The organism is Pseudonocardia xishanensis, assembly GCF_039541715.1.
GTDB lineage: Bacteria > Actinomycetota > Actinomycetes > Mycobacteriales > Pseudonocardiaceae > Pseudonocardia > Pseudonocardia xishanensis.
Genome location: NZ_BAABGT010000097.1, coordinates 18618 through 44820 on the forward strand (window position 1 = coordinate 18618; position 26203 = coordinate 44820).

Annotated in this window: 25 protein-coding genes, 1 tRNA gene and 1 pseudogene; 11 read left to right on the forward strand and 16 right to left on the reverse strand. The window is 72.5% G+C overall.

The features are described from left to right. Positions 1 to 3: 3 nt before the first annotated feature. Positions 4 to 2811, forward strand: a complete 2808-nt coding sequence (locus ABD993_RS29155) for an FAD-binding and (Fe-S)-binding domain-containing protein (protein ID WP_345425555.1) — start codon at positions 4 to 6, stop codon at positions 2809 to 2811. A gap of 129 nt (positions 2812 to 2940) precedes the next feature. Here ABD993_RS29155 and ABD993_RS36960 read toward each other — a convergent pair. From ABD993_RS36960 to ABD993_RS36965, 3 genes and pseudogenes are all read right to left on the reverse strand, one after another. After that, positions 2941 to 3192 (reverse strand): annotated as a pseudogene (locus ABD993_RS36960) (acyl-CoA dehydrogenase family protein); the annotation flags it as partial. Positions 3193 to 3252: 60 nt separating this feature from the next. Then, positions 3253 to 3480: an acyl-CoA dehydrogenase family protein gene (locus ABD993_RS29160; RefSeq protein ID WP_345425558.1), complete on the reverse strand. Its 228-nt coding sequence runs from the start codon at positions 3478 to 3480 to the stop codon at positions 3253 to 3255. Next, the gene (locus ABD993_RS36965) at positions 3477 to 3791 is read right to left on the reverse strand and encodes an alpha/beta hydrolase (protein WP_425569179.1); all 315 of its coding nucleotides are present in this window, start codon (positions 3789 to 3791) and stop codon (positions 3477 to 3479) included. The genes ABD993_RS29160 and ABD993_RS36965 overlap by 4 nt, the downstream gene beginning before the upstream one ends. Positions 3792 to 3880: 89 nt before the next feature. On the opposite strand from ABD993_RS36965, the gene ABD993_RS29165 reads away from it, so the two are divergent. After that, entirely contained in the window at positions 3881 to 4180 is a 300-nt protein-coding gene (locus ABD993_RS29165; protein WP_345425561.1) for an alpha/beta hydrolase family protein, read from the forward strand. On the opposite strand, the gene ABD993_RS29170 is transcribed toward ABD993_RS29165, so the two are convergent. The 6 genes from ABD993_RS29170 to ABD993_RS29195 all read right to left on the reverse strand — a co-directional run bounded on the left by ABD993_RS29170 (position 4181) and on the right by ABD993_RS29195 (position 10276). After that, a complete protein-coding gene (locus tag ABD993_RS29170; protein ID WP_345425564.1) occupies positions 4181 to 4627 on the reverse strand; it encodes a nucleoside deaminase in 447 nt (148 codons plus the stop codon). A 62-nt stretch (positions 4628 to 4689) separates the two neighbouring features. Beyond that, a complete protein-coding gene (locus tag ABD993_RS29175; protein ID WP_345425567.1) occupies positions 4690 to 5661 on the reverse strand; it encodes an ornithine cyclodeaminase family protein in 972 nt (323 codons plus the stop codon). Then, on the reverse strand, positions 5661 to 6572 hold the full coding sequence (locus ABD993_RS29180) for an ABC transporter permease (protein WP_345425570.1): 912 nt from the start codon (positions 6570 to 6572) through the stop codon (positions 5661 to 5663). The genes ABD993_RS29175 and ABD993_RS29180 overlap by 1 nt, the downstream gene beginning before the upstream one ends. After that, a complete protein-coding gene (locus ABD993_RS29185) occupies positions 6569 to 7675 on the reverse strand; it encodes an ABC transporter permease (protein WP_345425573.1) in 1107 nt (368 codons plus the stop codon). The genes ABD993_RS29180 and ABD993_RS29185 overlap by 4 nt, the downstream gene beginning before the upstream one ends. Then, complete coding sequence (locus ABD993_RS29190; protein ID WP_345425576.1) at positions 7672 to 9291, reverse strand: ABC transporter ATP-binding protein; 1620 nt, start codon at positions 9289 to 9291, stop codon at positions 7672 to 7674. The genes ABD993_RS29185 and ABD993_RS29190 overlap by 4 nt, the downstream gene beginning before the upstream one ends. A 1-nt stretch (position 9292) precedes the next feature. Further along, on the reverse strand, positions 9293 to 10276 hold the full coding sequence (locus ABD993_RS29195) for a BMP family protein (RefSeq protein WP_345425579.1): 984 nt from the start codon (positions 10274 to 10276) through the stop codon (positions 9293 to 9295). A gap of 142 nt (positions 10277 to 10418) precedes the next feature. On the opposite strand from ABD993_RS29195, the gene ABD993_RS29200 reads away from it, so the two are divergent. Then, positions 10419 to 11096, forward strand: coding sequence for a GntR family transcriptional regulator (locus tag ABD993_RS29200; RefSeq protein WP_345425581.1), 678 nt, complete (start codon positions 10419 to 10421; stop codon positions 11094 to 11096). 660 nt (positions 11097 to 11756) lie between these two features. Next, the gene (locus ABD993_RS36970; RefSeq protein WP_425569180.1) at positions 11757 to 12116 is read left to right on the forward strand and encodes an Rv3235 family protein; all 360 of its coding nucleotides are present in this window, start codon (positions 11757 to 11759) and stop codon (positions 12114 to 12116) included. A gap of 647 nt (positions 12117 to 12763) precedes the next feature. On the opposite strand, the gene ABD993_RS29205 is transcribed toward ABD993_RS36970, so the two are convergent. Beyond that, positions 12764 to 13516 (reverse strand): DUF2382 domain-containing protein, encoded by a 753-nt coding sequence (locus ABD993_RS29205; RefSeq protein ID WP_345425584.1) that lies wholly within the window; start codon positions 13514 to 13516, stop codon positions 12764 to 12766. Positions 13517 to 13785: 269 nt separating this feature from the next. Further along, positions 13786 to 14832 (reverse strand): alcohol dehydrogenase catalytic domain-containing protein, encoded by a 1047-nt coding sequence (locus ABD993_RS29210; protein WP_345425587.1) that lies wholly within the window; start codon positions 14830 to 14832, stop codon positions 13786 to 13788. Between the two features lie 231 nt (positions 14833 to 15063). On the opposite strand from ABD993_RS29210, the gene ABD993_RS29215 reads away from it, so the two are divergent. Both ABD993_RS29215 and ABD993_RS29220 read left to right on the forward strand, forming a co-directional pair. Next, positions 15064 to 16935, forward strand: a complete 1872-nt coding sequence (locus tag ABD993_RS29215; protein ID WP_345425589.1) for an AAA-type ATPase lid domain-containing protein — start codon at positions 15064 to 15066, stop codon at positions 16933 to 16935. Positions 16936 to 17237: 302 nt separating this feature from the next. Continuing rightward, positions 17238 to 17861, forward strand: a complete 624-nt coding sequence (locus ABD993_RS29220) for a DJ-1/PfpI family protein (RefSeq protein ID WP_345425592.1) — start codon at positions 17238 to 17240, stop codon at positions 17859 to 17861. 22 nt (positions 17862 to 17883) lie between these two features. Here ABD993_RS29220 and ABD993_RS29225 read toward each other — a convergent pair whose 3' ends face one another. Further along, positions 17884 to 18642 carry a GlxA family transcriptional regulator gene (locus tag ABD993_RS29225; RefSeq protein WP_345425595.1) on the reverse strand — a complete coding sequence of 253 codons (759 nt, stop codon included), beginning with the start codon at positions 18640 to 18642 and terminating at the stop codon, positions 17884 to 17886. A gap of 213 nt (positions 18643 to 18855) precedes the next feature. On the opposite strand from ABD993_RS29225, the gene ABD993_RS29230 reads away from it, so the two are divergent. Together ABD993_RS29230 and speD are read left to right on the forward strand one after the other, a co-directional pair. Next, a complete protein-coding gene (locus ABD993_RS29230) occupies positions 18856 to 19908 on the forward strand; it encodes a type III PLP-dependent enzyme (RefSeq protein ID WP_345425597.1) in 1053 nt (350 codons plus the stop codon). 4 nt (positions 19909 to 19912) lie between these two features. After that, complete coding sequence (gene speD, locus ABD993_RS29235) at positions 19913 to 21136, forward strand: adenosylmethionine decarboxylase (protein ID WP_345425600.1); 1224 nt, start codon at positions 19913 to 19915, stop codon at positions 21134 to 21136. Between the two features lie 87 nt (positions 21137 to 21223). Here the strand turns inward: speD and ABD993_RS29240 are convergent, their stop codons facing one another. Beyond that, the gene (locus ABD993_RS29240) at positions 21224 to 21400 is read right to left on the reverse strand and encodes an NAD(P)-binding domain-containing protein (RefSeq protein WP_345425602.1); all 177 of its coding nucleotides are present in this window, start codon (positions 21398 to 21400) and stop codon (positions 21224 to 21226) included. Next, positions 21397 to 22248, reverse strand: a complete 852-nt coding sequence (locus ABD993_RS29245; RefSeq protein WP_345425604.1) for a helix-turn-helix domain-containing protein — start codon at positions 22246 to 22248, stop codon at positions 21397 to 21399. The genes ABD993_RS29240 and ABD993_RS29245 overlap by 4 nt, the downstream gene beginning before the upstream one ends. Positions 22249 to 22378: 130 nt before the next feature. Here ABD993_RS29245 and ABD993_RS29250 point away from each other — a divergent pair, with 130 nt between their 5' ends. The 3 genes from ABD993_RS29250 to ABD993_RS29260 all read left to right on the forward strand — a co-directional run bounded on the left by ABD993_RS29250 (position 22379) and on the right by ABD993_RS29260 (position 25195). After that, a complete protein-coding gene (locus tag ABD993_RS29250) occupies positions 22379 to 23068 on the forward strand; it encodes an SDR family NAD(P)-dependent oxidoreductase (protein ID WP_345425607.1) in 690 nt (229 codons plus the stop codon). A 41-nt stretch (positions 23069 to 23109) separates the two neighbouring features. Further along, positions 23110 to 24042: an MFS transporter gene (locus ABD993_RS29255; RefSeq protein ID WP_345425610.1), complete on the forward strand. Its 933-nt coding sequence runs from the start codon at positions 23110 to 23112 to the stop codon at positions 24040 to 24042. Positions 24043 to 24145: 103 nt separating this feature from the next. Then, positions 24146 to 25195 carry a tyrosine-type recombinase/integrase gene (locus ABD993_RS29260; protein ID WP_345425613.1) on the forward strand — a complete coding sequence of 350 codons (1050 nt, stop codon included), beginning with the start codon at positions 24146 to 24148 and terminating at the stop codon, positions 25193 to 25195. Here the strand turns inward: ABD993_RS29260 and ABD993_RS29265 are convergent. Together ABD993_RS29265 and ABD993_RS29270 are read right to left on the reverse strand one after the other, a co-directional pair. Then, positions 25161 to 25234, reverse strand: a tRNA-Pro gene (locus ABD993_RS29265). The genes ABD993_RS29260 and ABD993_RS29265 overlap by 35 nt on opposite strands. 228 nt (positions 25235 to 25462) lie before the next feature. Beyond that, positions 25463 to 26140: a DUF4383 domain-containing protein gene (locus ABD993_RS29270; protein ID WP_345425616.1), complete on the reverse strand. Its 678-nt coding sequence runs from the start codon at positions 26138 to 26140 to the stop codon at positions 25463 to 25465. Positions 26141 to 26203: the final 63 nt, after the last annotated feature.

Genomic DNA, 26203 nt, shown 5'->3' on the forward strand with positions numbered 1-26203 from the left:
GGTGTGACTGTCGAACTTCGTACCGACGACCTGGTCCGCCATGCCCAGGCGCATGACGCGTCGCACTTCTTCCTGCTGCCGACCGCCGTCGCGGTGCCGCGCTGCGCGGCGGAGATCGGCCAGCTGCTCGCGCGCAGCCACCGGTCCGGGGTGCCGCTGACGTTCCGCTCCGGGGGTACCAGCCTGTCTGGGCAGGCGGTCACCGACCAGCTGCTCGTCGACACCCGCACGCACTTCCGCGAGGTCGAGATCCTGGACGACGGCCTGCGCGTGCGCGTTCAGCCCGGGGTCACCGTCCGCCGACTCAACGCTCGGCTGGCCCGCCACGGCCGCCGGTTCGGCCCGGACCCGGCCAGTGAGGCGGCCTGCACCGTCGGCGGGGTGCTCGCCAACAATGCCAGCGGCATGGCCTGCGGGACCGTCGAGAACAGCTACCGCACGCTTGAGTCCGTGGTGGCGGTGCTGCCGTCGGGCACGGTGATCGACACCGGCGCGCCGGACGCCGACGAGCGGCTCCGTGCCCTGGAGCCGGACCTCACCCGGGGACTACTCGAGCTGCGCGACCGGGTCGTGGGGAACGCGCAGAGCGTCTCGACGATCGAGCGCCAGTTCGCCATGAAGAACACCATGGGCTACGGGCTCAACGCCCTGCTCGACCACGACACCCCGGCCGCGATCCTGTCCCACCTGGTGGTGGGCAGCGAGGGCACGCTGGCGTTCGTCGCGTCGGCGGTGTTCCGCACGGTCCCGCTGCGCACGCAGATCTCCTCGGCGCTGCTGGTGTTCGACGACCTCGTCACCGCCAGCGAGGCGCTGCCCGCCCTCGTCGCGACGGGCGCGGCGACCCTCGAGCTGATGGACGCCGCCTCACTGCGGGTCGGGAAGTCCTTCGCCGACTGCCCGCCCGAGGTCGCCCGGATCGCGGTGGACGCCCAGGCGGCGCTGTTGCTGGAGTACCAGGCGACCTCGCGGGAGGAGCTGACCGGGCTCGTCGAAGCCGCGGGGCCCACGCTGGCCGGCCTGCGCACCGCCGACCCCGTCGAGCTGACCACGGACGACGCGGTGCGCGGCCCGTTGTGGAAGCTGCGCAAGGGGCTGTACGCGACCGTCGCGGGCGCCCGGCCGCCGGGGAGTACGGCGCTGCTCGAGGACGTCGTCGTGCCGGTGCCCGCCCTCGCCGAGACGTGCCGCTCGCTGGCCGCGCTGTTCGACCGGTACCGCTACTCCGACAGCGTGGTGTTCGGACACGCCAAGGACGGCAACATCCACTTCATGCTCACCGACCGGTTCGAGACCGACGAGCAGCTCGGCCGCTACCGCGACTTCACCGAGGACATGGTGGACCTCGTCCTGGGCCACGGCGGATCGCTCAAGGCGGAGCACGGGACGGGCCGGGTCATGGCGCCGTACGTCCGCCGCCAGTACGGCGACGAGCTGTACGGGGTGATGCAGGAGATCAAACGCCTGTTCGACCCGCACGGCGTGCTCAACCCCGGCGTGGTGCTCAGCGACGACCCGGAGCTGCACCTCAAGCACATCAAGCTCAACCCGGAGGTGGACGTCGAGGTCGACCGCTGCACGGCCTGCGGGTTCTGCGAGCCGGTCTGCCCCAGCCGGGACCTCACACTCACGCCGCGACAGCGGATCGCGGCCTGGCGGGCCATCCGCGAGGCCGAGGAGACGGGGGACGTCGAGCTGGCCGAGCGGCTGCGCGCGGACTACGAGTACAGCGCTGTCCAGACCTGCGCGGTCGACGGCATGTGCCAGACCGCCTGCCCTGTACTGATCAACACCGGCGACCTGGTCAAGACGCAACGCAAGCGCGAGCAGGGCAAGGCGAACGCGGCGGTGTGGACCACCGCGGCCAAGCACTGGTCGGCGGTGACGCGCGGGGCCTCGCTGGGCCTGACCGCGCTGCGGAAGGCGCCGCTGGACCCCGTGGTGATCGCCGGGAACACGGCGGCGCGCGCGGTCGTGGGGAAGGACCTGGTCCCGCTCTGGTCCGCCGAGCTGCCCGGTGGCGGCGCCCGACGACGGCGCCCCGCCCCGGACGGCCCGCCCGCGGCGGTGTACCTCCCGGCCTGTGTGAACACGATGTTCGGCCCGGCTGGGGATCCCGCGGGCCCCGGCGTGCAGGCGAGCCTCGAGGCGCTCTGCCGCGCCGCCGGCGTCGAGCTGCTGGTGCCCCCGGGGATCGACTCGCTGTGCTGCGGCACGCCGTGGTCGTCCAAGGGCGTCGCGGCCGGGTACGAGGCGATGAAGGAACGGGTCCGGCCGGTCGTCCTGGATGCGACGCGGAACGGCGGGCTCATCGTGATCAGCGACGCGTCGTCCTGTTCGGAGGGCTTCCACGGGCTGCTCGACGGGACCGGGGTCCGGGTCGTCGACGCGATGCGGTTCGTCCTCGACGAGGTGCTCCCGCGGTTGGGCGCGCACCCGAAGGTGCCGTCGGTGTCGGTGCACCCCACCTGCTCGTCCTTGCGGATGGGGCTGAACCCGGCGCTGCTCGCGCTGGCGAACGAGGTGGCCGACGAGGTCCACGTCCCGGACGAGTGGGGCTGCTGCGCATTCGCGGGTGACCGCGGCATGCTGCACCCGGAGCTGACCGCGAGCGCGACCGCCCGCGAGGCCGACGAGGTCCGCGACCGGGACACCGCGGCGCACGTCTCCTGCAACCGCACCTGCGAACTGGGGATGACCCGGGCGACCGGCCGCGACTACAGACACGTCCTGGAGCTGCTCGCTGCCGTTGTCGTCGGTCGGGACACGATCGAAGCCACACCCGGTTGGCGCGAAGACGATTCGAGGTGAGTGGCGCCCGCGAGCATTGAGGCGATCGGGCCCCGGTTTCACGAGACTGCGGTTCACGCGGATAGGCGATGGGTCGGCTGTTCGCCATGTGCTCCTCTGCGCATTGCTTGACGGGCCAGCCTTTGGCCTCTACTGGCTTATGACGCGACTCCCAGCGAGCGTGCGATGAGGAGCCGTTGGACCTCCGAAGTCCCCTCGACGAGCGATCGCCGCCTCCCGCTCGATGGGCAAACCGTGGTCGCGTTTCCACGCCTGTTCATAGGTGAGGACCCTGGCCTGGGTGGCGAGGGTGACCAGGTCGGCGAGGCGGAAGCCGGTGTTCTGAAACTCGGTCAGCGGCCGGCCGAAGACCTCGCGGTCGGTGACGAGTTCCAGCGCGTGGCGAAGGCATCCCCCGGGTCACCCCGGTGCCGACCGCGGCGACGGCGATGCGGGCCCAGGTCAGGACAGCGCTGCCCGGAGGTCTTCACCCGGCCGACCCAGTAGCGCCGTGGACGGGACGCGGACCTCGTCGAAGTAGAGGGGGTGGGTGTCAGCGGAGCGCCGGCCCAGCTCGTCGTAGTCCTTCCCGACTGTGACTCCCTTCGCATCGAGGGGGACCAGGAAGGTCGAGATCTCGTTGCGGCCCTCGGTCTGGCCGGTGACGGCGAAGAGACTCGCCGTGGTCATGACGACGTCGGCGGCCGCACAACAGAGAGAGGACAGTCGCAGGGGGACGGAATCGCCGGCAGGCAAGGACGCCGCTGTCGTTCGGCCGCGTGCGCGATCAACCACATCAACGCCCAATGGGTGTCGTCGACCAGGGTTGTGCCCGGGTGCTCCGGTGAAAGCCGATAGTCGACCGACAGAAAGGGCACGCCGCTCTTCTCGACGTAGCTCGCGACGAACCGGTCATAGACCGCTATCGATCCGCAGATCATGGCACCGCCGTGCGCGTAGACGACGGCGAACCCGGGTTGGAGCCGGCCTTGGTGTACCAGCGAGCCGGAATCGACGAGCCGTTACGCGGCGTCGATCCGCAGCGCGTCGCCGTCAAGGCGATAGTGGCGGCGGTGGTGTCGCGGCGGGAATGGCCGTCGCCGCTCGTGACGCCGGCACGCCGCTCGCGATGCAGGTCCTCATCTATCCGATGCTGGATGACCGCAACACGAGCGCGGACCCGCACACGGCGCCGTTCGTCGGTTGGACGTGGGACGACAACTACACCGGCTGGCACGCCCTCTTGGGCGATGACATCGGCACAGCGGAGGTGGCGCCCTACGCGGTGCCGGCACGCATCAGCGACTACCGCGGGCTACCCCTCCAGCAGGAACACGAGCTGCCCCGGGGACACCCGCCACCGCCGCACCCTGAGATCGTGACGCGGTGATCACCCCCGGTACTCGCGGAACACCTCCAGCGCCGGCTCGCCGCCCACCGGGCCCTCGACCGCGATCTCCACCGACGCCGCCGCAACGACGTCCGCGCAGCGCAGGGTGAACTGTGGGCCCTCGCCCAGGATGGGGGAGAAGTCCGGCTCGGCGGCCGCGAACACGATCCGCGCGAGACCCGCCCACACCATCCCCGCGCTGCACATCGGGCAGGGCTCGCCGCTGGCGACCATGGTTCCGCCCGCCCCCGACAGTCCGGCCGTGCGAGCGTTCTCCAGCGCGTCGAGCTCGGCGTGCGCCCGCAGGTCCCCGGTTGAGGTGACGCGGTTGCGCCCCTCGGCGAGCACCGCCCCGTCCGGGCCCAGCAGGACCGCGCCGAACGGCCGGTTCCCCTCCGTGGCGGCCTCCCGCGCCAGCTCGACCGCCCGCCGCACGTGCTCGTCCACAGCTCCTCCTTCGCCGAGGTGAACCTCAGCGTGGTTCTCGGGCCGCCGAACGACCCCGATGCTCATCTCGACAGGTCGATCTCGGTGCCGACACCCTGGGCCGCCGCGGCCTCCAGGAGCAGCTCCGCCGTCGCCAGGTCCTGCAGGCCGAGGCCGACCGAGTCGAACAGCGTGATCTCCTCGTCCGACGACCGCCCCGGCGCCAGCCCCGCCACGACCCGGCCCAGCTCTGTCTCGACGTCCGCCGAGGTCACGGTGCCCTCCGCGAGCGCGAGGACGACCTCGCCCGACTTCGCCATCGCCGTCGGCACCGAGTCGACGACGACGCGTGCCCGAGCCAGCCCCTCGCCGTCGACCTCGCGGTGGTCCGGCCGCGGCGGCGCGCCGACGGCGTTGACGTGCAGCCCCGGTGCGAACCACGCCCCCCGCACGATCGGATTCCGCGACGGGGTCAGCGTGCACAGCACGTCCGCGGCACGCACGACCTCCTCGACCGAGTCGGCGGGTTTGACCACGAGCCGCAGGTCCTCCACGGCCGCACGGTAGCGCTCCACGGTCGCGGTGGATCGCGACCACACCACCACCGTGTCGATTCCGTGCACCGCGGCGATCGCCCGGGTGTGCTCGACGGCGAGCGTCCCGGCCCCGACCAGCCCGAGCACCGAGCTCCCCGGCCGGGCCAGGTACCGGGTGGCCACCGCGCTGGTCGCAGCCGTGCGCACGGCGGTGACCTGGCGGCCGTCGACCAGCGCCCGGCACTCGCCGGTGGCGACGTCGGTCACCATGATCGACGACCGTTGGACCGGCAGGCCGCGCGCGGCGTTGCGGGGCACGTCGGCCAGCATCTTGACGGCGGCGAGCGTGCTCCCCGCGGCGACCATCGGGACCAGGCTGGTCCCGCCGACCGTCATGGCGGGTGGGCCGGGCACCTGCGCGATCCCGAGCCCGTGCTCGCGGTGGGCGCGCTCGACCGCCTGGAGGACGAGGTCTCGGTCGATCAACCGGCAGACGTCGGAGTGGGTGAGGATGATCATCAGGCCCTCGCGAACGGAACGGTGAGACAGGACGGTGCACGGCTGCTCCCGGCGAGCCCGCTGACCGCCACCACGGCGATCGCGTACGGGATCATGGTGAGCAGCGCGGGCGGGACGGCGACGCCGAGTGCGGGCAGCGCGTACTGCAGCGCCTGGGCGAGTCCGAAGAGGACGGCGGCGAGCGCGGTCCCCGGGGCGCGCCACCGCCCCGCGATCACCGCGACGACGGCGAGGTAGCCGATCCCCGCGGTCATGTTGTCGGAGAAGGCCCGCACCTCCGACAGCGCGAGCTGGGCGCCCGCCAGCCCGGCCATCGCCGAGGTGAGCAGGATGCACAGCGCGCGCAGCCTGCGGACCGGCAGCCCCGTGCGGTCGGCGGCGACGGCGTCCTCGCCGGTCGCGTCGATCCGCAGGCCGCGGCCGGTGCGCGGACCCAGCAGGACCGCGGTGACCACGACGACGAGCACACAGATCCAGCCGAGCGCGGTCTGGGAGAACACGGCGGGCCCCAGCACCGGGATGTCGTGCAGGACCGGGATCGGGAGACGGTCGAAGGCGGGCACCTCCGTGCCGCCGGTGAACACCAGCCGGGCGCCGAAGGTGCTGGCCGCCAACGCCAACGCGTTGGCCGCGATCCCGACGACGATCTGGTCGGCCAGCGCCCGCACCGACAGCAGGGCCTGGGCGGCGCCGAGCAGGAGTCCACCGAGGACACCGGCGACCGCGCCCAGCCAGGGCGACCCGGTGGTGACCGAGCCGAGGACGGCGCAGAACGCACCGGAGAGCATCATCCCCTCGAGCGAGAGGTTGAGCGCGCCCGCGCGCTCGCTGACCAGCTCGCCGACGGCGGCGACCAGCAGCGGCAGCGCGAACCCGATGCCGGACACCAGGATCTGGGTGAGCAGGGTCATCGCGTCGCTCCCACGGTCTCGACCGGCGCCCCGGCCGGGCGGTGTGCGGGCCTGCGCGCGGCGGCCCGACGACGGGCGGCCCAGGCGGCGCTGCCCGCGATGAACAGGATGATGAGACTCTCCACGATGGACACCGTGGTGGCGGGGACACCGGCGACGAGCTGCAGGTTGATCCCGCCGGACACCAGGAACCCGAGCAGCACGGCGACGGCGGCGAGCGCGGTCATCGAGCCCCGCGCGAGCAGCCCGACGACGAGCCCCGAGAACCCGTAGCCCGACGTGAACCCCTCGGCGAGCACCGCGGGTGCGGTCGCCACGACCATCCCGCCCGCGACGCCGGCGAACGCACCCGCGCCGCCCAGGGCGAGGAACCGGGTCCGGGCGACCGGGACGCCGAGCCGGGCGGCGGCCGCGGGGGCGTGCCCCAGGGCCGTCAGCCGCAGCCCGGTCCCGGTGCGGCGCAGCACGATCCCGACGGCGACGAGCGCGACCACCGCGACCGCGACCGCGATCGTGGCGGGGGACCGGGGGAGCCCGAGCGAGGGCAGGTGGGCGCCGTCGACCAGCGGCGCGGACTGCGGCAGCGTCTCCGAAGAGGTGACGGGCTGGCGCAGCAGCCCCTCCTCGTGGACCACGAGCGTGACCAGGGCGAGCCCCACGAAGTTCAGGAGCAGGGTCGTGATGATCTCGCTGGTGCCACGCCAGGCCCGCAGCGCGGCGGGCACCGCGGCCCAGGCGAACCCGGCCGCCGCGGCGGCGATCAGCACCGACGGCAACGCGACGACGGCGGGCGTGCCCGCGGGCAGCCCCGTCCCGACCGCGGTGGCCGCGATGCCGCCCGCGCAGAGCTGGCCCTCGCCGCCGACGTTGACCAGGCCTGCCCGGTAAGCGATCACGAAACCGGCGGCGACGAGCATGAGCACCGCGACGCCGTTGAGCGACTCGCCGATCGCGTAGGGCGTGCCGACCATGCCCTCGACCAGCGCCGAGACCGTGGTGAGCGGGTCGGCACCCGCGAGCCCGGCGAGCAGGACCCCGACGAGCAGGGCGGCCACGACCGCGCCCGCGGCGACGGTGGCGGGATGGAGGAGTCGTGTCGTCATGCCGCAGTCCCCGTCATCAGTGTGCCGACGCGGTCGGCGGCGGTGGGATCGGTCGTCTCGACTGGGCCGAGCAGGCGGCCGCGGTAGCCGACGAGGATCCGGTCGCAGAGCGTCAGCAGCTCGCCGACCTCGCTGGACACGACCAGCACCGCGACTCCGCGGTCGGCGGCCCCGCGCAGCCGGGCGAGCACGCTCGCGACCGCGCCGAAGTCGAGCCCGCGGGTGGGCTGGGCCGCCACCAGCACGGTCAGCCCGTCGATCGCGAGCTCGCGGGCCAGCACGATCTTCTGCTGGTTGCCGCCGGAGAGCGAGCGCATCTCGGCCCGCGGTCCGTCCGCCCGGACGGCGTAGTCCTCGATGACCGAGGCGGCCGCCGCGTCCATCGCGGCGCGCTGCAGCATCCCGCGGCGCCGGAACCGGCCCCCCGACCGGCCGAGCTCGGCGAGCAAGAGGTTCTCGGCGACCGAGAGCTCGCCGACCATCGCCTCGCGGTGGCGGTCCTCCGGGACCACCCCCAGCCCGGCCCGTGTGCGGGCGGCCGGGGTGGCGGAGGTGATGTCGTCGTCCCCCAGGCGGACCGTGCCCGCGGTGGGGCGTAGCGCCCCGGACAGCACGCGGACCAGCTCGGACTGCCCGTTGCCCTCCACCCCGGCGATGCCGGTGATCTCCCCGGCGCGCAGGTCGAGGTCGACGCCGACCACGGCGGGCGAGCCATCGGGGTGGTGGACCGTGAGCCCGCGGACGGACAGCACGTTTCGTGCGCCCAGGGCGGTCTCGGCGCCCGACCCCGAGTGCACGTTTCGTGCGCTCAGCGCGGTCGCCCCCGCCCGCCCCGCCCGCCCCGCCCGCCCCCGCGTGCTCCCACCCGGCAGCAGACCGACGGCGCTCGCGGCGTCGGCGTCGAGCTCGCCCGCGTCCCGCCCGAGCATGAGCGAGAGCAGCCGCGGCACCGGGACCTCGGACAACAGCCCGCCTCCGACGACGGTGCCGTGCCGCAGCACGGTCGCGGCGTCGGCGACCCGGGAGACCTCCCCCAGCTTGTGCGTCACCAGCACCACCGCGCGGCCGGAGCCCGCGATCGCCTGGCAGGTGCCGATCAGGGCGTCGATCTCGGCGACGTCGAGGACGCCGGTGGGCTCGTCGAGCAGCACGAGATCGGGATCGGGCAGCAGCGCCTTGACGATCTCGACCTTCTGCCGGGCGCCGACCGGGAGGTCGCCGACCCGGCGGCCGGGATCGACGGCGAGCCCGAACTCGTCGGCGATCCGGTCGAGGCGGTCACCGAGTGCCCTGCGCCGCACCAGCTGCAGGTTCTCCCGCACCGTCATGGTGGGGATCAGCGAGAAGTGCTGGTGGACCATCGCGATGCCGCGGCGCAGCGCGTCGGCGGGGGAGCCCGGCCGGTAGGCCGTGCCCTGCACCGACATGTCGCCGGTGGTGGGGCGGACGCCGCCGTTGACCAGGTTGCAGAGGGTGGACTTGCCCGCGCCGTTCTCGCCCAGCACACAGTGGACGGTTCCGGCGGCAACGGAGAGCGTGACGTCGTGCAGCGCCCAGCCGTTCCCGACGGCGCCGTAGCGCTTGCCGAGACCCTGCAGCTCGAGGAGGGCGCCCATGTCAGTAGGGCTGGACGGCGCCGGCCGCCAGCTGGTCCTCGGCCCGCTGGAGGGTGGCGGCGACGGTCGGGTCGGTGCTGCACAGGACGAAGTCGGTGCCCCCGTTGCCCGAGGTCAGGCCGAAGCGGACCTGCTGCGCGGCCCAGGTGCCGCTCTGCACGGCGTTCACCGCGTACTCGATCTCCTTGCCGATGTCGGTGTGCACGTAGCCGACGAACCGCGGGTCGCCGCAGTCGCCGGGGATCGGGCCGCCGACCATCGACTTCCCGCCCTCCTGCGCGGCCTGGGCCATGCCCTGCTTGCCGAGGTTCACGATCTGGCCGAGCACGTCGGCGCCCGCGCCGTACGTCGCCGACGCGGCCTGCTTGGCCTTGGCCGGGTCGTTGAAGTCGCCGACGTACTGCGGCGGGAGGACGGTGGCGTCGTGCTTGGCGAACCGGGCGCCGTTGCCGAAGGCGTGGGCCGCGTTGACGATCGCGGGCAGCTCGACGCCGCCGACGAACCCGACCGTGCCGTTCGACGAGACCGTGGCGGACACCGCGCCGGAGAGGAACTCCGCCTCGGCCTGCTGCGGGTCGTAGTAGGCGAGGTTGGGCAGCGGGGGCGCGTCGGCCGGGCCGCCGATCTCCACGAACTTCACCTCGGGGAACTGCGGGGCGACCTTGCGGACGTCGGCGTCGGTCTGCCCGCCGAGCGAGACGACCAGGTCGTTCTGCGACGCGAAGCGGACCAGGGCCTGCTCGTAGTCGCTCGCCTCGAGCTGCTCGACGTAGCTGAGCTCCACGCCCCCGGCCTGCTCGAGGCGCTGGTAGCCGAGGTAGCCGGACTGCATGAAGCCGGTGTCCGAGACGGAGCCGGGGAAGAAGACCCCGACCTTCAGCGCGTCGGACCCGGGGCCGACGTCGCCGGATCCACAGGCGGACAACGTGATCGCCGCGGCGGCGGCCAGGGCGCCGAGGGTGGCGCGATGGGTTGTGCGAGTCATGGTTGCTCCCGATTTAGTGGTATACCGCTAAGTCGAAGAGTGAGGGCAGAGTGTTCCAACGGTGTTACCGATGGGTAAGTCGTCCAAGGTCATCTCGAAACATCGGGTTCCGGCGAGGGCGCGACCGGCTACCGTGTCCGGCGTGACCGGGTCCCTGCGCGACAGCACGTACGCCGAGCTGCGCAGCCGGATCGTCAACCTGGCCTACCAGCCGGGGGAGCGGCTGATCGAGCGCGACCTCGCCGCCGAGCTGGAGGTCTCCCGGATCCCGCTGCGCGAGGCGATGCAGCTGCTGCAGAACGACGGGCTGGTCGTGCTCGTCCCTCGGCAGGGCGCGATCGTCGCGCCCTTCACCGCGGACGACGTCCGGGACCTGTTCGACGTCCGGGAGAGCCTGGAGGTGCTCGCCGTCCGGTTGGCGGCGGACCGGGCGTCGACGGACGGGCTCGCCCGGCTGCGGGAGCAGATGGACCTGGCCCGCGCGGCGATCGCGCGCCGGGACGATCCCGAGATCGCCGCCGCCAACTCCGCGTTCCACCGGGTGCTGGTCGAGGTCGCGGCCAACCCGCTGCTGTCGGTGATGATGGGCCCGCTCGCTGCCCGCGTGCAGTGGCTGTTTCACCTCACGAAGCAGCGCGACCTGGTGGTGCAGTGCGAGGAGCACCAGGAGATCTACGCAGCGGTCGAGGCCGGGGACGCCGACCTCGCGGCACGGCACATGTTCGAGCACGTGACGTCCGGTCGGGAGGAGAGCATCGCGCTCGCCGAGGGCTGGTCGGTCATCGACCCGGTGGCGGCCACCCGCACCCGTCGGCGGTAGTGATCGCGGCGCGGACGAGCAGGCCGGGCGGCCGCGTCCTCGCCTCGAGGAGTCGACGAAGGTCCCGACTTCGCGGGGCAGGGTGGTTCTCACACGGCAACCCGGGGTGCCCGCGGGACAGTCCCTCGGAGAACAGACCGCGGTCGCAAGCGCGTTCTCAGCAGTCCCGCCGGGCTGGTTGTGCTCGTGGGCCTCCTCGGTGTGGCGCAGGTGCAGGCCACCTGGCCCACCTGGAGGATTGTTGACGGCGCCGCGCCGTGTGGAGGCGGGCCACCCGAAGTCGGTCAGCCCTGCGCGTCGTCCGTGGCGACGATCGCGCTCGAACGCTCGTCGACCTCGTCGAGCCGTCCGGACAGCACCCGCGACCCGGACTCCAGGATCGCGGCCTGCACCGGAGCGCTGTCGCGGTCGAGCGCGCTGATCTGCGCGGCGCGACGCCGGTGTCGATGCGGCTGTCGAGCTCCGCGGCCAGCCCGGCACGGGAGCGGTAGCCGACCCGGCCGGTCGTCGCGGTCGCGGTCTGTTGGTCTCGACCGTGTCGGGTAGCACGTAGCTGCGTTTGTAGTCGAACCGGTCGACGCTGTTGATCTTGCCGGTCGGGTCGAGGATGTCCGGTGGCCGTTCGAAGCGAGGGGCGGGCCCGGGCCCACCCGGGGCGGGATCGAGGTCATCGACCAGCGCCGCCCGGTCACGCAGGTGGCGGACTTCGTGCACCCCCGCCTCCTGCGTTACGTACACACCCTGCCCGTCGACGGCGGCGGCTCCCACGGGGGAGCACGGCTCCTGTCCCTGCACGCAGTGCAGCCGCACGAGGGAATCGTGGAACTCGCCGGATCGGTCGGGGTGCGAGGGCGCCGCCGCGCGCTGGCCTCGTCCGTGGCCCTGACGCAGGACTACGTCTGGGCGTGCCAGGACCTACGGAGTCCGGTGTGGAGGTTCCAGTGTCGACCGTCGCGGTCGGGGGCGCCGGTGAGGATGTCCATCGACGAGGACGGCTCAGGCGTGCCGGGCTGGTCGTAGGTCCACCCGATGGAGGCGCCGGGGGTGGCGCACCTCGAGTCGAGCGTTCCCCCTGCTCGGTCACCTCCGGTGCGGCGGTGCGGTGCCACACCCCACCGGGACGCCAGCGCTCGGCCAGCTCGTCCTCGGGGAGGAGCCCGAGGTCTCCCACCCGCATCCTCCATTCGTCGATCGCGGTCCGTAGGCGCACGAGGTCCGCGGCGTGACCGGGTCGCGGGCGAGGTTGTGGATCTCGTGCGGGTCGTGGCGCGGCTCGTAGAGCTCCTCGGCCGGCTTGCCCGGCGCGACGAGCGCCCGATGCGGCGGGGTGAGGCGATCCGGCACCTCGCCCCGGCCCCGCCTGCCTGGCCTCCTCCGCAGCCAGCTCCCGCAGCTCGGCCCAGGTGGCGAGGCGGTCCGGGTAGGCCGGGTGCGGCATCGGCGGACAGCCGGGGTGCAGGTGGCGGATGTAGCGGTAGCGCCCGTCGCGCACGGTGCGACCGGTGTCGGACTGCTCGTTCACCGACACCCTCGTCCGCACCCTGCTGGCCGGTATGCGGCTGCGCCCGGACGAGTAGACGCCCTGAGACTCGTCCGCACCCTCGCCCCGAGACGCGGTCAGGGCGCGGACCGGGAGTCCCGGTCCGCGCCCTGGTGACCGCGGTGCGTCAGTGCTTGCGGACCTGGTTCTGCGGGTCGTCGACCTCGACGCGCTCCTTGCGGACGGTGTCGGAGACCGTCTCGTCCTCGGTGACCGTGTCGGTGCCCAGGCGCACCCGCTCCACCGCCTCGGTCGTCTTGTCCACCACCGGGCGCTCGGCGTGCAGGGTGACCTCCTGCTCCTGCTCGCCGATCGCCGCGCCCGTCGCGTGCTCGCCGTCGCGGATCGGCTCGCGTTCGAGGCGGACCTCCTCGTGGGAGACCGGCACGGTCACCTTCTGCTCCTCGGTGACCACGTACTTGCGCAGTCGGACCCGACCGGTCTCCTCGGTCTCGGTCCCCACCCGCAGTCGCTCCTCGGATCGGGTCACGGCCGCGTCGCGGTCGTCGGTGCGCCGGTCGTCACGATCGGCCGCGCCGTGGGAGGCGGCGCGGGTGTCCCCGTTCGCGCCCACGTTGTAGTGCCGCAGCAGGGCCTGCTCCTCGCGGGCGTCGAGGTGCTCGTTCGTCTCCCCGACGTGCGGGGCCTCCTTGACCTGCTCCTTGGCCACCGGCAGCGCCACGTCGCCGCCCTTGACGTCCGCGCCCTGTAGGGGCACGAAGCTCTCCTTCGTCCCGAACAGGCCGGTGTGCACCGTCGCCCAGGTCGGGGTGCCGTTGCGGTCGTCGATGTAGACCTGCCCGATCTTGCCGATCTTCTCACCGCGGGTGTCGTACGCCTGACGACCGATCAGCTCGGCGGTCATCTTCTCGGTGATCACGATGAAGCTCCCTCCGTCGTTCTCGGGCCTCGGTCCCCGGGATCGGGGCGGCCCGGTGAAGGGATCGACCGCAACGCCGTCGGACATGCGCGTGACCCCCGGAAGCAGGCCCATCGAGTGATCCACGTGGGCCGACCGGTTGGCGGAGCGGCACCACAGGAGATCACCCTTCGTGTACCGAGAACCCTCCCGGAGGACCGTCACCCGAGGTCGAGAAGGCCGCCGCGGGGGGTCCGGCACGTGCCGGACCCACCCCACGGGGCCGAGCGTCAGGAGGGCGAGATGACGACCTTGAGCGCAGAGTTGGCGGCCGCGTTCTTGAACACGTCGTAGGCCTCGTCCATCTGGTCGAAGGTGAACGAGTGGGTGCCCATCCGCTCGGCGGGGATGCGTCCGCTGCCGACCATCTTGAGCAGCGTCGGGATGGACACGGTGTCCACGAGCCCCATCGTCAGGGTGACGTTCTGGATCCACATGTCCTGCATCGGCAGCTCGACGGCGGTGCCGTGCACCCCTACGTTGGCGATCGTGCCGCCCGGCCGGACCAGGGAGGCGGCGGTGAGCAGGGTCTCCGGGTAGCCGACGGCCTCGATGGAGACGTCGACGCCGAGACCGTCGGTCAGCGCGATGACGTCGGCGACGGTCCCCGGGCCGACCTCGACGGCGTCGGTGGCCCCGAACTCGAGCGCCTTCTCCAGCCGGAACTTGTTGGAGTCGACGGCGATGACCTTGGAGGCGCCCCACAGGCCCGTGGTGAGGATTGCGGACAGGCCGACCGCGCCCGCGCCGACGACGGCGACCGTGTCGCCCGGGCGGACCCGGCCCGCGAGGACGCCGACCTCGTACCCGGTGGGCAGTGAGTCGGCCAGGAAGATCGCCTGCTCGTTGCTGACCGACTCGGGCACGGCGTACAGCGAGGTGTCGGCGTAGGGCACCCGGACGAGCTCGGCCTGCGTGCCGTCGATGAGGTGCCCGAAGATCCAGCCGATGCCCCCGACGGTCTGACAGTGCGACGGGATGCCGCGCTGGCAGTACTCGCAGCGGCCGCACTTGGTGATCGCCGGCACCAGGACGCGGTCGCCCACCGCGAAGCCCTTCACGGCGTCGCCCACGGCGGTCACCGTGCCGACGGCCTCGTGGCCGAGGATCCGGCCGTCGGTCACCGCGGGCACGTCACCCTGCAGGATGTGCAGGTCGGTGCCGCAGATCGTCGTGGTGTCGACGCGGACGACCACGTCGGTCGGGTCCTGGACCGTGGCGTCCGGAACCTCCTCCCACGCCTTCTCGCCCGGACCGTGGTAGACAAGTGCCTTCATCGTGTGCCTCCGCGCTGAGGAACGCTCGCGTTCCGTGACCTTCTGGGCCCTGCACCGTCAACCCTGGTGGTTCGGTCAGGCGTCGACTGTCTCAGAATCGGACCATCCTGGCGGCGGCCTCGCATCAAGCGGCCGGGAGTGTCCCGTCCTCGGGACAGTCGCTGCGCCGCGGCGTCGGCAGGGGGGAGCCGGGGCTATCCGGGACCGGCCCCCGGTCCATAAGCTGCCGGGATGGGATGGTCGGCGGTCGAGATCGAAGCCGCCCGGTCGGCCTTCGACACCTCCGGTCAGCACGTCGGGGCTCGGGACGTCATCGCCCGCGAGGCGCTGCGCCCGGAGGTGCTCGCGTCCTGGATCCGGTCGCGCGAGGCCGGTGTCGACGCGGCGCGGATCGGGGCTCGCTTCCTGGGCCACACCCCCGAGGTCCCGCCCGTCGTCTCGGCGGCCGACCACGTGTTCGACGAGTTCGTGACGGCGAACCCGGGCAGCGGCTGTTCGCTGGTCCTGCTGGACTCCAGCAGCATCGTCCGCTGCCGCCGCGACGACGGCCCCGAGCTCGCCGCCGTGCTCGACGGCCTGCTCGTGGTGCCCGGTTACGGCTACGCCGAGCGGCAGGTGGGCACCACCGCGGCCACGGTCGCGCTGCACGAGCGGGCCGACGTCGCCATCGGCGGCGCCGAGCACTACCACTGGCGCCTCGCAGGCCTCGCAGGCGCCGGCGCGGTGGTCACCGACCCGCACCGGGGGGAGGTCTGCGCAGCGGTGTGGCTCGTCGGTCCCGCCTCGGAACGGTCCGCGCTGCAGCTCCCGCTGGCCAGAGTGCTCGCAGACCGGATCAGCGAGCGGATTGCGGCGCAGCCGCATCGCCGCACCCGCGCGGTGCTCGACGCGCTGGAGCGGGTGCGCGCGGCGGACCAGTGGGTGCTGGCGACGGACGGTGATCTCCTGGTGTCCAGCCCCTCCTTCCGCCGACTCTCCCCGACCGACCAGCGGGTGGTGAGCGACCTGGTGCTGTCGGCCCTGGTGCTCGGGCAGGTCGGGCAGCGGCACGTCGAGCTGCCGTCCGGAGCGTGCGCCGAGGTCACGCTGCAGCCGATCCACCTGGACGGGGAGGTCGTCGGCTGCGTACTCGGCGGCGGACGGACGCAGCACGGGGAGGTCGCCGAGACGCCGGAGGCCGTGCGACGGCAGGGTTCGCACGTCGCCCCGCTGGCCCGCCGGGACTACACCAAGGACGCCGGCCCGGCCCGCACGCACGCCGACGCGAAGGTCCGGGCCAACCGCGAGCTGCTCTCCCCGTACCTGCGGGCCCGCCAGGAGGTGGTGGCGAGCATCCACCACGGCCGCAACCACCTCCTCATCGGGGAACCCGGAGTGGGGAAGCGGACGCTGGTCACGGCACAGTTCCGGGCCGCGTATCCGACGGGTCGGGTCGTGTCGGTGGACTGTTCGTCGTTCACCGGCCGCTACGGCGTCGACCCCGTGCGCGGCCTCGCTCCCACCGGGGACGGTCGCCCGCAGCTGCTGGTGCTGTCCGGGATGACCACGCTCTCCCCGGTCGGCGCCCGGAAGCTCGACGAGGCGTTGCGGCCGCTGGTCGCGCTCGAGACGCCACCGCTGGTGGTCGGCTGCGTCGACAGCCCCGCGGTGGACGCGACCAGTCCCTACGGGCTGCTGCTGCGGCACTTCCACGAGGTGACCCGGATCCCCGCGCTGCGGTACCGGGCCGACGAGATCTCCGAGCTGGCGCTGACGGTGTTGCGCCGGGTCGCCGGTCGCTGCTCGCTGCGGCTGAGCCTGCAGGTCATCCGGGTGCTGGAGGGCTACGCGTGGCCGGGGAACATCAGCGAGCTCGAGGACGTGATGCGGTACGTGGTCGCGCGCAAGACCATGGGCGAGGTGCAGCCGACGGACCTGCCACCACTGTGTTTCCAGGGTGGGGCGCGCCGGATGTCCATGTTGGAGTCGGCGCAGTGCGACGCGATCATCCAGGCGCTCTACGAGGCGAACGGGAACCGCTACAAGGCCGCGGCGATGTTGGGTATCGCCCGCTCCTCGCTCTACCGCAAGATCGACGCGTTCGGGATCAGCTACATCGCCTGACTTCCCGAGCGAGAGGCCGACCGGAGGCGGCTGCGCGGGAGCGGCGGGAACACCGACTGTTCGACTACGTCGCGGGCGGGGCGGGGGCCGGACCGACTGCAGCCTGAAACGCGGATCGGCGAGGTCTGCAGGAGAGGGCATGTCCTGGGCAGGAACCGCGCGGGAGAGACGGTCGCCGATCGTGTCCACCTTGGACGGAGTACTCGCATCGGTGGCTGGATAAGTGCGCTGTTCGTCATTGCTGGTCAGAGCTGCGCGTGTCAGGCTCGGCGGAGACGAACCCTGTTCGAAGGAGTGGTGCCGTGCAGGTCGCCACCGTCCTCTACCCGGACTTCACCGCGCTCGACATCATCGGGCCCTACGACGTGCTGGGTCGCCTGCCCGGTGCCGAGGTGGTGTTCGTGGCCGCGGACCCGGGTCTCGTGCGCAACGACCTGAGGAGCCTCTCGGTCCAACCCGAGGCCACACTGGACGAGGTGACGAGCCCCGACGTCGTACTGATCGGCGGCGGCCCCGGGTACCTCGGCCAGCTGGAAGGCGGGAGGCTCCACGAGTGGCTGCGGGCCGTCGACCGGACCAGCACCTGGACCACGTCGGTGTGCACGGGCGCGCCGATCCTCGCCGCGGCCGGGCTGCTCGAGGGCAGGCGGGCCACCACCCACTGGTCGGCGCTCGACGACCTGACCCGGTTCGGTGCGACCCCCACCTCCGAACGCGTGGTCTTCGACGGTCACTACGTCACCGGGGCCGGCGTCTCGGCGGGGATCGACATGGCCCTGACGCTCGCGGGCCGGATGGCGGGCGACGAGACCGCCGAGATGGTGCAGCTCATCATCGAGTACGCGCCCGAGCCGCCCTACCGGTCCGGGTCGATGGAGGTCGCCTCGCCCGCGGTGATCGAGAGCGCCCGCGTGGCCCTCGGCTAGCGGGAGGCCGCCGTCGCTCCGGTCACGCGGGGGGTCGGAGCGACGGACGGGCCGACCGGAGGTGCCGCACGCGGTAGGCGGCGGGCGACTCGTCGAGCAGCCCGACGAACGCCCGCCGCATGGCCTCGGCGGTGCCCCAGCCGCAGAGGCGGGCGATCCGGTCGACGTTGTCGTCGGTGTCGGTCAGCATGCGCTGGGCGGCCTCCACCCGGACCTGCTCGACGTACTTCCCCGGGGTGGTGCCGGTCTCGCTGTGGAACAGGCGGGCGAAGTGCCGCGGGGACATCCGGGCCCGCTCGGCGAGGGCGGCGGCGGACAGGTCCTCGTCGAGGTGGTCGGCCATCCACACCCGGATGTCGCCCAGCCGGGTGGTGCGGGTGGACTGCACGGCCAGCTGGATGCTGACCAGCGCCTGCTGGCCCGGCCTGCGCACGAACACCACCAGCAGGCGGGCCACGCGCAGCGCCAGCTCCCGGCCGCAGTCCTGCTCGATCAGCGCGAGCGCGAGGTCGATCCCCGCGGTGACCCCGGCCGAGGTGAAGATCCCGTCGTCCTCGACGAAGATCGGGTAGCGCTGGACCTGGACCTTCGGGCGGTCCCGCGCGAATCGGCCGTAGAAGGACCAGTGCGTGGTGGCGCGCCGCCCGTCCAGCACGCCGGCCTCGGCGAGCAGGAGCGAGCCGGTGCAGACCGACGCCAGCCGCTCGGCCTGCGGACCCAGGGTCCGCAGGCGCGAGGCGATCTCGGGGTTCGGCTGCCGCCGCGGTGCGGGCCGGCTCACCGCCGCCGTCGTGATCTCATCTGCGAGGCTGCTGCGGCGGCGGAGGTAACGACGGCCACCTGGATACCATCATCGACTCCATCCGGACCGCACTCCCCCCGCTGCGTGAGCCGCGGGGTCCTGACACATGATCGGTCGGGCCACGCCCACTCTGGGGCGGGGGTCGGGCGCAGCTCGCGTGCGCCTTCGGGCCCGACGGTGGAGGATCAGCCGGTGCCCCCGGACCACCCGACGCCGCACCTCCTGCTGGACCTCGCGGTCGTCGCGCGCCGGTACGCCGAGCTGTCCGCGCTGTTCGACCAGGTGCGGTACGCCGTGAAGGCGTGCCCGGAGCCCGCGGTGCTCCGCACGCTCGTCGAGCTGGGCTGCGGGTTCGACGTCGCCTCCCGCGCCGAGATCGAGCTGTGCCTGGCCGCGGGCGCCGACCCCGCGACGATCAGCCACGGCAACCCCATCCGCGGGCCCGGCGAGGCGGTGTGGGCAGCCGAGCAGGGCGTGCGCCGGTTCGTGACCGACAGCGCCGAGGACCGCGCCCTGCTTGCCCTGCTCCCCATGGACGTCGAGGTTCTGGTCCGGGTGCTGGTGGCCGACACCGGCTCCGCGACCCCCTTCCTCGGCAAGTTCGGCGCGGCCCCCGCGGAAGCGGCGCGGCTGGCGCGCGGGGCGACCGGGATCGCCCTCCACGTGGGCTCGCAGCAGGTGCGCCCCGAGACGTTCGCGGCGGGGGTGCGGGTCGCATTGGAGGTCGCGGAACGGGCCGGGATCGCGGACCCGATCGTGGACGTCGGCGGGGGGCTACCCGTCGCCTACCGCCTGCCGGTTCCGCCGCTGTCCGAGTTCGCGGAGGCCGTGCACGCGGCCGCGGGCGGGGCGCGGATCGTCGTCGAGCCTGGCCGCGCGCTGGTCGCCGAAGCCGGGACCCTGCGCACCCGGGTGCTGCGCGTCTCCCGACGCCCGGGGATCGACCACCGCCGCTGGGTCTACCTCGACTGCGGCCGCTACCAGGGTCTCGCGGAGACGGAGGGGGAGGCGATCGCGTACCCCGTGCGGGTACCCGGCCGGTCGGGCCCGTGCGGCCCGGTCGTGCTCGCGGGCCCGACCTGCGACGGCGACGACGTGCTCTACCGCCGCACCCCCGTCGCACTCCCGCTGGATCTCGCCGCCGGGGACGCGGTCGACCTGCTGCACGCGGGGGCCTACACCGCCAGCTACTCGAGCATCGGGTTCAACGGGTTCGGACCGCTCCCCGTGCATGTTGTTGAGTAGCGCGATGCGCACCTCCCAACCCGACCCCTCCGGACGCCACGTGCTCGCCGAGCTGCACGGCGTCGACGCCGCGCTGCTCGACGACGCCGAAGGCCTCGTCCACGCCCTGCGCACCTCGCTGCTCGGTGCCGGCGCGGACGTGCGGCAGATGGCGGTCGAGGCGTTCACCCCGCAGGGGGTCACAGTGGTCGCGCTGCTCGCCGAGTCGCACGCCTCCCTGCACACCTGGCCGGAGCACGGCACCGCCCTGGCGGACGTCTTCACCTGCGGCGACAACGCAGACCCGGAACTCGCCGTGCACAGGCTCGCCCGCACCCTCGGCGCAACCGGCCTGGTCTCGCGAGTGGTCTCCCGCGGCGGCACCGAAGTCGTCGAGGCGCTGTCTGCAGGCGTGACCCGGACCTGGGCCATCGAGGGCGTCCGGGCGCGGGTACGGACCGCCTGGCAGGAGGTGCTGATCGCGGACACCGCGCAGGGCGTCACCCTCTTCTGCGACGACGAGCGGCAGAGCGCCGAGCACACCCAGCTCACCTACCACGAGGCACTGTTCGTCCCCGCCGCGCTGCTGGCCGACCGCCGCGAGCGGGTCTTGGTGGTCGGCTCCAGTGAGGGGGTGGTGAGCGAGCTCGCTGTGGCCTGCGGTGCCCGCACCGTCGACCACGTCGACCTGGACGAAGAGTGCGTGCGACTCTGCGCCGAGCACCTCCCGTACGGCTACTCGCCCGCGGGGCTGGCCGCCGCGGAGCGGGGGAGCGGTCCGGTCCGGATGCACTTCGCGGACGGGCTGGCGTTCGTGACGGCGGCGACCGAGCAGTGGGACGTGATCGTCGTCGACCTGCCCGACGAGCGGCCCGGCGATCCGTCGGCCCAGCTCAACCGGTTGTACTCCGAGGACTTCCTGACGGACTGCGCGGGTCGGCTGCGCCCCGGCGGTGTGGTCGTGGCGCAGGCGGGCAGCCCGGCGGTCTGGCGGGACGGCACCCTGCGCGCGGCCTGGGCGCGGTTCTCTGGGGTGTTCGCGCAGACGGTGTACGCGGGGTGTCCGGAGCACGAGTGGGCGTTCCTGTGTGGACTCACGCGGCCGATCGCCGACCCCGGCAGCGTGGCCGCGACGCGGCTGGCCGAGCTCCCGTACACACCGGCGACCCTGGACGCGGACGATCTGCGCGCCCGCACCGTCGCGCCCTCGACCCTGCGTTCGAACCGGAGTTCGTCGACGGCGTCGTGACCAACTCGCCACGCTCCGTGGTGTCCCTCTTGAAGGCTTGGGCCGCAACGATCCCGAGAGGCTGACCCTTCATGCTGGCTGGGGTGGTCAGCTCTCGCCGAGTTCCTTGCCCTCTGCTCGAAGCAGGCCGTCGGAAAGGTCAGCTGCGCTCAGGGTTTCGGGTCCTGGGGAGTTGGCGATGACGACGCTGTATTCCTTTGCGACCGCTGCGCGCGCCAGGTGGTTGCCGACCTCACCGGCACCGAGGATCGCGATGGTCGTCATCGGCGGGTGTCCTGCTCGCGGCCCGCGGCCGGGAGATCGGCCGCGGCGAGGAGGGCGAGGGTATCGGCGTCGCGGCTTCCGGCCGCAGGGAAGTACACGATGAGCCCGAGGCCGTCGGCGCCGTCGATGCCCAGCCGTTCCCGTTGCAGGGTCAGCTCGCCGACCTGGGGGTGGGTGAAGCGGATGAGCGTCTCGCGCTGGCCGCGCACCTCGTGGCGGGCCCACAGCCTGCGGAAGAGCGGGCTGGCGAGGGTGAGCTCGCCGGTGAGCTCGATGAGGCGGGGATCGTCGATGTCGGTGCCCACGGCTTGGCGGAAGGCGGCGACGTAGCACTCGGCCATGTCCTCCCAGTCCGGGTAGTGGGCCTGCTCGGTCGGGTCCAGGAAGAGGTCCCGGAGCTGGTTGCGTCCCACGGCGAGGTCGGGGGAGAGCGCGCGGGCGAGTCTGTTCGAGGCCAGGACATCCAGGTAGCGGCCCTCGATGAAGGCCGGCTGGGTGAGGGAGGCCAGGAGGGTCAGCGCGCCCGGCGGGACGGTTTCCGGGCGGCGCCGACGACGGCGGGGTCGTGGGACATCGGCGCCGAGGGTCAGCAGGTGGGCCAGATGCTCGTCGTCGAGCTGCAACACCCGGGCGATGGACTCGAGGACCTGCACCGACGGGTTGCGGTCGCGGCCGCGCTCCAACCGCAGGTAGTAGTCGGCGCTGATGCCGGCGAGCATGGCGACCTCTTCCCGGCGCAGTCCGGGGGTCCGCCGCACGCCGCCGTCGGGGATGTCGACCTGCTGCGGTGACACCAGCTCGCGCCGGGCTCGTAGGAAGGCGCCGAGAGGGTTCGTCGTCTCGCTCACGTGGTCAGCGTAGGCATCGCCGGCGCGGGGAGAGGGGGCCCTGTCGCACCCCGGGCTGCACGGGGCTCTGGCTGGTGCCAGTAGCCGGTTCCTACCTTCCGGGTCGAAAGCGAGGGAAGGACATCACACCATGACCGTCACACTGATCACCGGTGCCAACAAGGGCATCGGCTTCGAGACCGCCAGGCAGCTCGTGAAGCTCGGCCACGAGGTCTACATCGGGGCGCGCGACCTCGGACGGGGCGAGGCCGCGGCCGCGGAGCTCGGCGCCCGCGTCGTCCAGCTCGACGTGACCGACGACGTCTCGGTGGCCCGAGCCCTGGCCACGATCGACGACGCCGAAGGGCGGCTCGACGTCCTGGTCCACAACGCGGGCTTCCAGGAGCAGGCCGGGGTCGCCGACGGTCCCACGGCCCTGCGCGCCTTCGACACGAACGCGGTCGGTGTCGTGCGGGTCACCCAGGCAGCTCTCCCGTTGCTGCTCCGATCTATGAACCCGACCGTCGTCACCGTCTCCAGCAGCGCGGGTTCGTTCTGGGCGGTGACCAACCCCGACCGCCCCGAGTTCGGCCTGCCGCTGGCCCTGTACTCCGCGTCGAAGGCGGCGGCCACGATGCTGACGGTTCAGTACGCCAAGGCCCAGCCGGGCATCCGGTTCAACGCGGTCGAGCCCGGATACACCGACACCGACATGACCTCGGCCTACGAGGGGGGCAGGTCGGCGGCGGCGAGCGCCGAGGTCGTGGTGCGGCTGGCGACCCTCGGTCCGGACGGCCCCACCGGGACCTTCCAGGACGAGACCGGTGATCTGCCGTGGTGACCGGCACCGTCGCTTCGACGGCTCACCGTCCCGCGTCCTGGGTGGGTGTCGGGTCCCTGGGCCTGGGGATCTTCGCGATCGTCATGTCGGAGTTCCTACCCGCGACCCTGCTCCCGCGGATCGCCGACGACCTCGGGGTCTCGGCGGGCGCCGCGGGCCAGAGCGTGACCATGACGGCCCTCGCCGCCGCGGTGTCGGCCTTGTGCATCGCGGCCGTGCTGCCCCGAGCGGATCGGCGGCGGGTGATGATCGGCCTGACGGGGCTCGCCGTCGTCTCCGACCTGGTCGTTGCGCTGGCGCCGAACCTCGCCGTGCTCCTGGTCGCGCGGCTGGTGCTGGGTGTCGCGTTGGGCGGGTTCTGGGCCATGGCCACGGCGATGGCCGCCCAGCTGGTGCCCGCCGACCGTCTAGGGCGCGCGTTGACCGTGGTCAACTCCGGGGTCGCGGCCGCGACGGTCGTCGCCGTGCCGCTGGGGTCGTGGCTCGGCGAGGTCTGGGGTTGGCGCGGTGTCTTCCTGCTCGCTGCCGGTATCGCGGTCCTCGCCCTGTCCGCACAGGCGACGACCCTGCCGCAGGCTCCGTCCCGAGCCGCGAGCGGGTTGGGGCAGCTCGGTGCGACGTTGCGCTCCCGGGTCGTCCTTCTTGGACTGGGTGCGATCCTGCTGGTCTTCAGCGGCCATTTCAGCGGGTTCACCTACATCCGGCCCGCCGTGGAGAGCCTGTCCGGCATCGGCGCGGAGGGACTCGCCCTGATGCTGCTGGCGTTCGGTGTCGCCGGCTTCGTCAGGGGAACTGCCACATCGTCTTCTCAGGTCGGGTTCGCTTTAAGCAGGGAAGGTCAGGCGAGTCTTGAACGCGGGGGGAGCCAGTGCGCGTCGCATACTCCGGCGCGGTACCGCAGACCGCGACGGAACCCGCAGGCGTCGGTCGGGTGTCACTCGGCGCAAGCGATTCGGGCCCTTCGGGCCGAATGATCACGGTGACTCCCTGCGGGGCCTGGAGGCGAAGACCACGGTTCCGTACCGGGCAGGATGGAAACTCCGCGTCGTGCCGAGTCTCGGCCACATCCCGCCGCCGATGATCACCACTGGAGTCGTCGATCGGGCAGCCCGAAACTGGATCGCCGAGGGTGTCGGACGGTCCAGCGTCAAGAACAGCCTCGCCGTGCTCGTCCGTGTCATGGAACAGGCGCTTCGGGACGGGCTCGTCGACCGCAACCCCGCCAGGATCACCGGCTGGCAACGCGAGTATCGGCTGGCCGAGGACGAACTCGACGATCCTCGCAGCCTTGCTCTGCCGGACTGGGAGACGCTGCAGCACCTCGCCACGGCACTCGTCGCGCGCTCGGCGCTGCGGTACGCGGGGTGGGGGGACATCGTCGAGTTCGCCGGGGCGACGGCGGCCCGCATCGGGGAAGTCTCCGGCTGCCGCGCTGCCGATATCGACACACGTTCCTGGCTGTGGACGGTGCGACGACAGACGACGCCGGGGCCAGGTGGGTTGACCGACAAGGGGACGAAGGGGAAACGGGCCCGCGTGGTGCCCTTGATCGAGGAGATCAGACCGATGCTCGTGCGACGTCTGGCCTCGGCCAAGGAGCGTCCGGACGGTCGGGTGTTCGTCGGGCCACGAGGAGGTCGCGTCACCACGGCCATCCTGCGGGACGCGACCCACTGGGACGAGGTCGTCACCCAGCTCGGTCACGAGAAGCTCCGTCGCCACGACCTTCGGCATACGGGGCTGACGTGGATGGCGGACGCCGGAATTCCACTTCACCAGCTCAGGCTGATCGCCGGGCACGGGTCGCTGACGACGACGCAGCGCTACCTCCACTCGAACCGCAACACCGTGACGGCGGCGGGGGGCTTGCTCTCCGCGCACCTGAACGCGGAGCGACCAGATGCACGGCTTAGGGCGGTCTCGGTGGGCTTGGTCCCAAGTTGGTCCCAAGTCGGACATTCCGCCCACCCCTCAATGATCGAGGAGCGATCGAATGATGATCGTCATCACAGCGAATGCGACCGGCGTTATCGCAGGTGGAAACGACGAAGGCCGGTGGCTCCGTCGAGAAACCACCGGCCTCTGCCGACCGTCGGGACGACAGGATTTGAACCTGCGACCCCTTGACCCCCAGTCAAGTGCGCTACCAAGCTGCGCCACGTCCCGGCCGCCCCCGTGAGGGCTCGATCAGCCTACCGCACCGCTGATCGTGCTCTGCACCGGCCCGGACCCCGCGTCCCCCCAACTCGTCCGCGACCACACCGACTCGAGGATCACGGTGGGGCACCACCGTGACGGTCGTGAGCCAGTCTCGCGGGACCGCACCTGCTGCGCCACCGTCGTCGGTCGCCCCGCGGAGGCGACTTTGGTGGGTACCCGTCGGTAACGAGGGAGTCAGCGCCTGCGGTCGCGCCAGGCGTGGATGCGGTCCTCGGGGCGGCGGACGCCGCTCAGGGAGCGGACCGCCGCGGCCACCGCGGGGGTGGCGCGGTGCTTGGCGACCGCACGCTCGGCCTCGGCCAGCTCGACGGCGGCTTCAGACTCGCCGCGGGTGCCGTCCAGGTCGATTCCGCCCAGCTCGACCCGGTCCGGGTCGCCGAACGCGCCGGACCGGCGGGCGTCGGAGTACGGGCTGTCCTGGTGGGGGCGGCCGGTGAACCGACCCCAGGAGCCGATGACCAGCAGGATGCCACCGACGACGAGGCTGAACACCACGTTGGGCATGCGGAAGGCGAGCAGGTTGTACTCGGAGTTCAGGACGAGCACGTTCGCGATGCCGGAGACCATGAACAGAGCGCCGACGACGACCTCGACGGTCGAGGCGAGCCGGCCGCCGCGGATGCCCGCGCCGAGCAGGACCGCCCCGAACACCGCGGACACCGTGGACAGCAGGCCGTTGGACGACAGGCCCAGGACCTGCTGCCCCTCGGTGGAGAAGAACTCCAGCTGCTGGACGAACCCGAGGATCGCGAAGACCCAGAGGCCGGCCCCGATGACCAGTGACCCGATCCGGTGCACGAGTCCGATCCGGCCCGCCGACGGCGTGCCGTGCTGTGTGTCGATCTCGCTCATGGTGTCCCTCCCTCGGTGAACGACGCGATGCGAATCGCGCCATACCTTGTTCACCTGAGGATG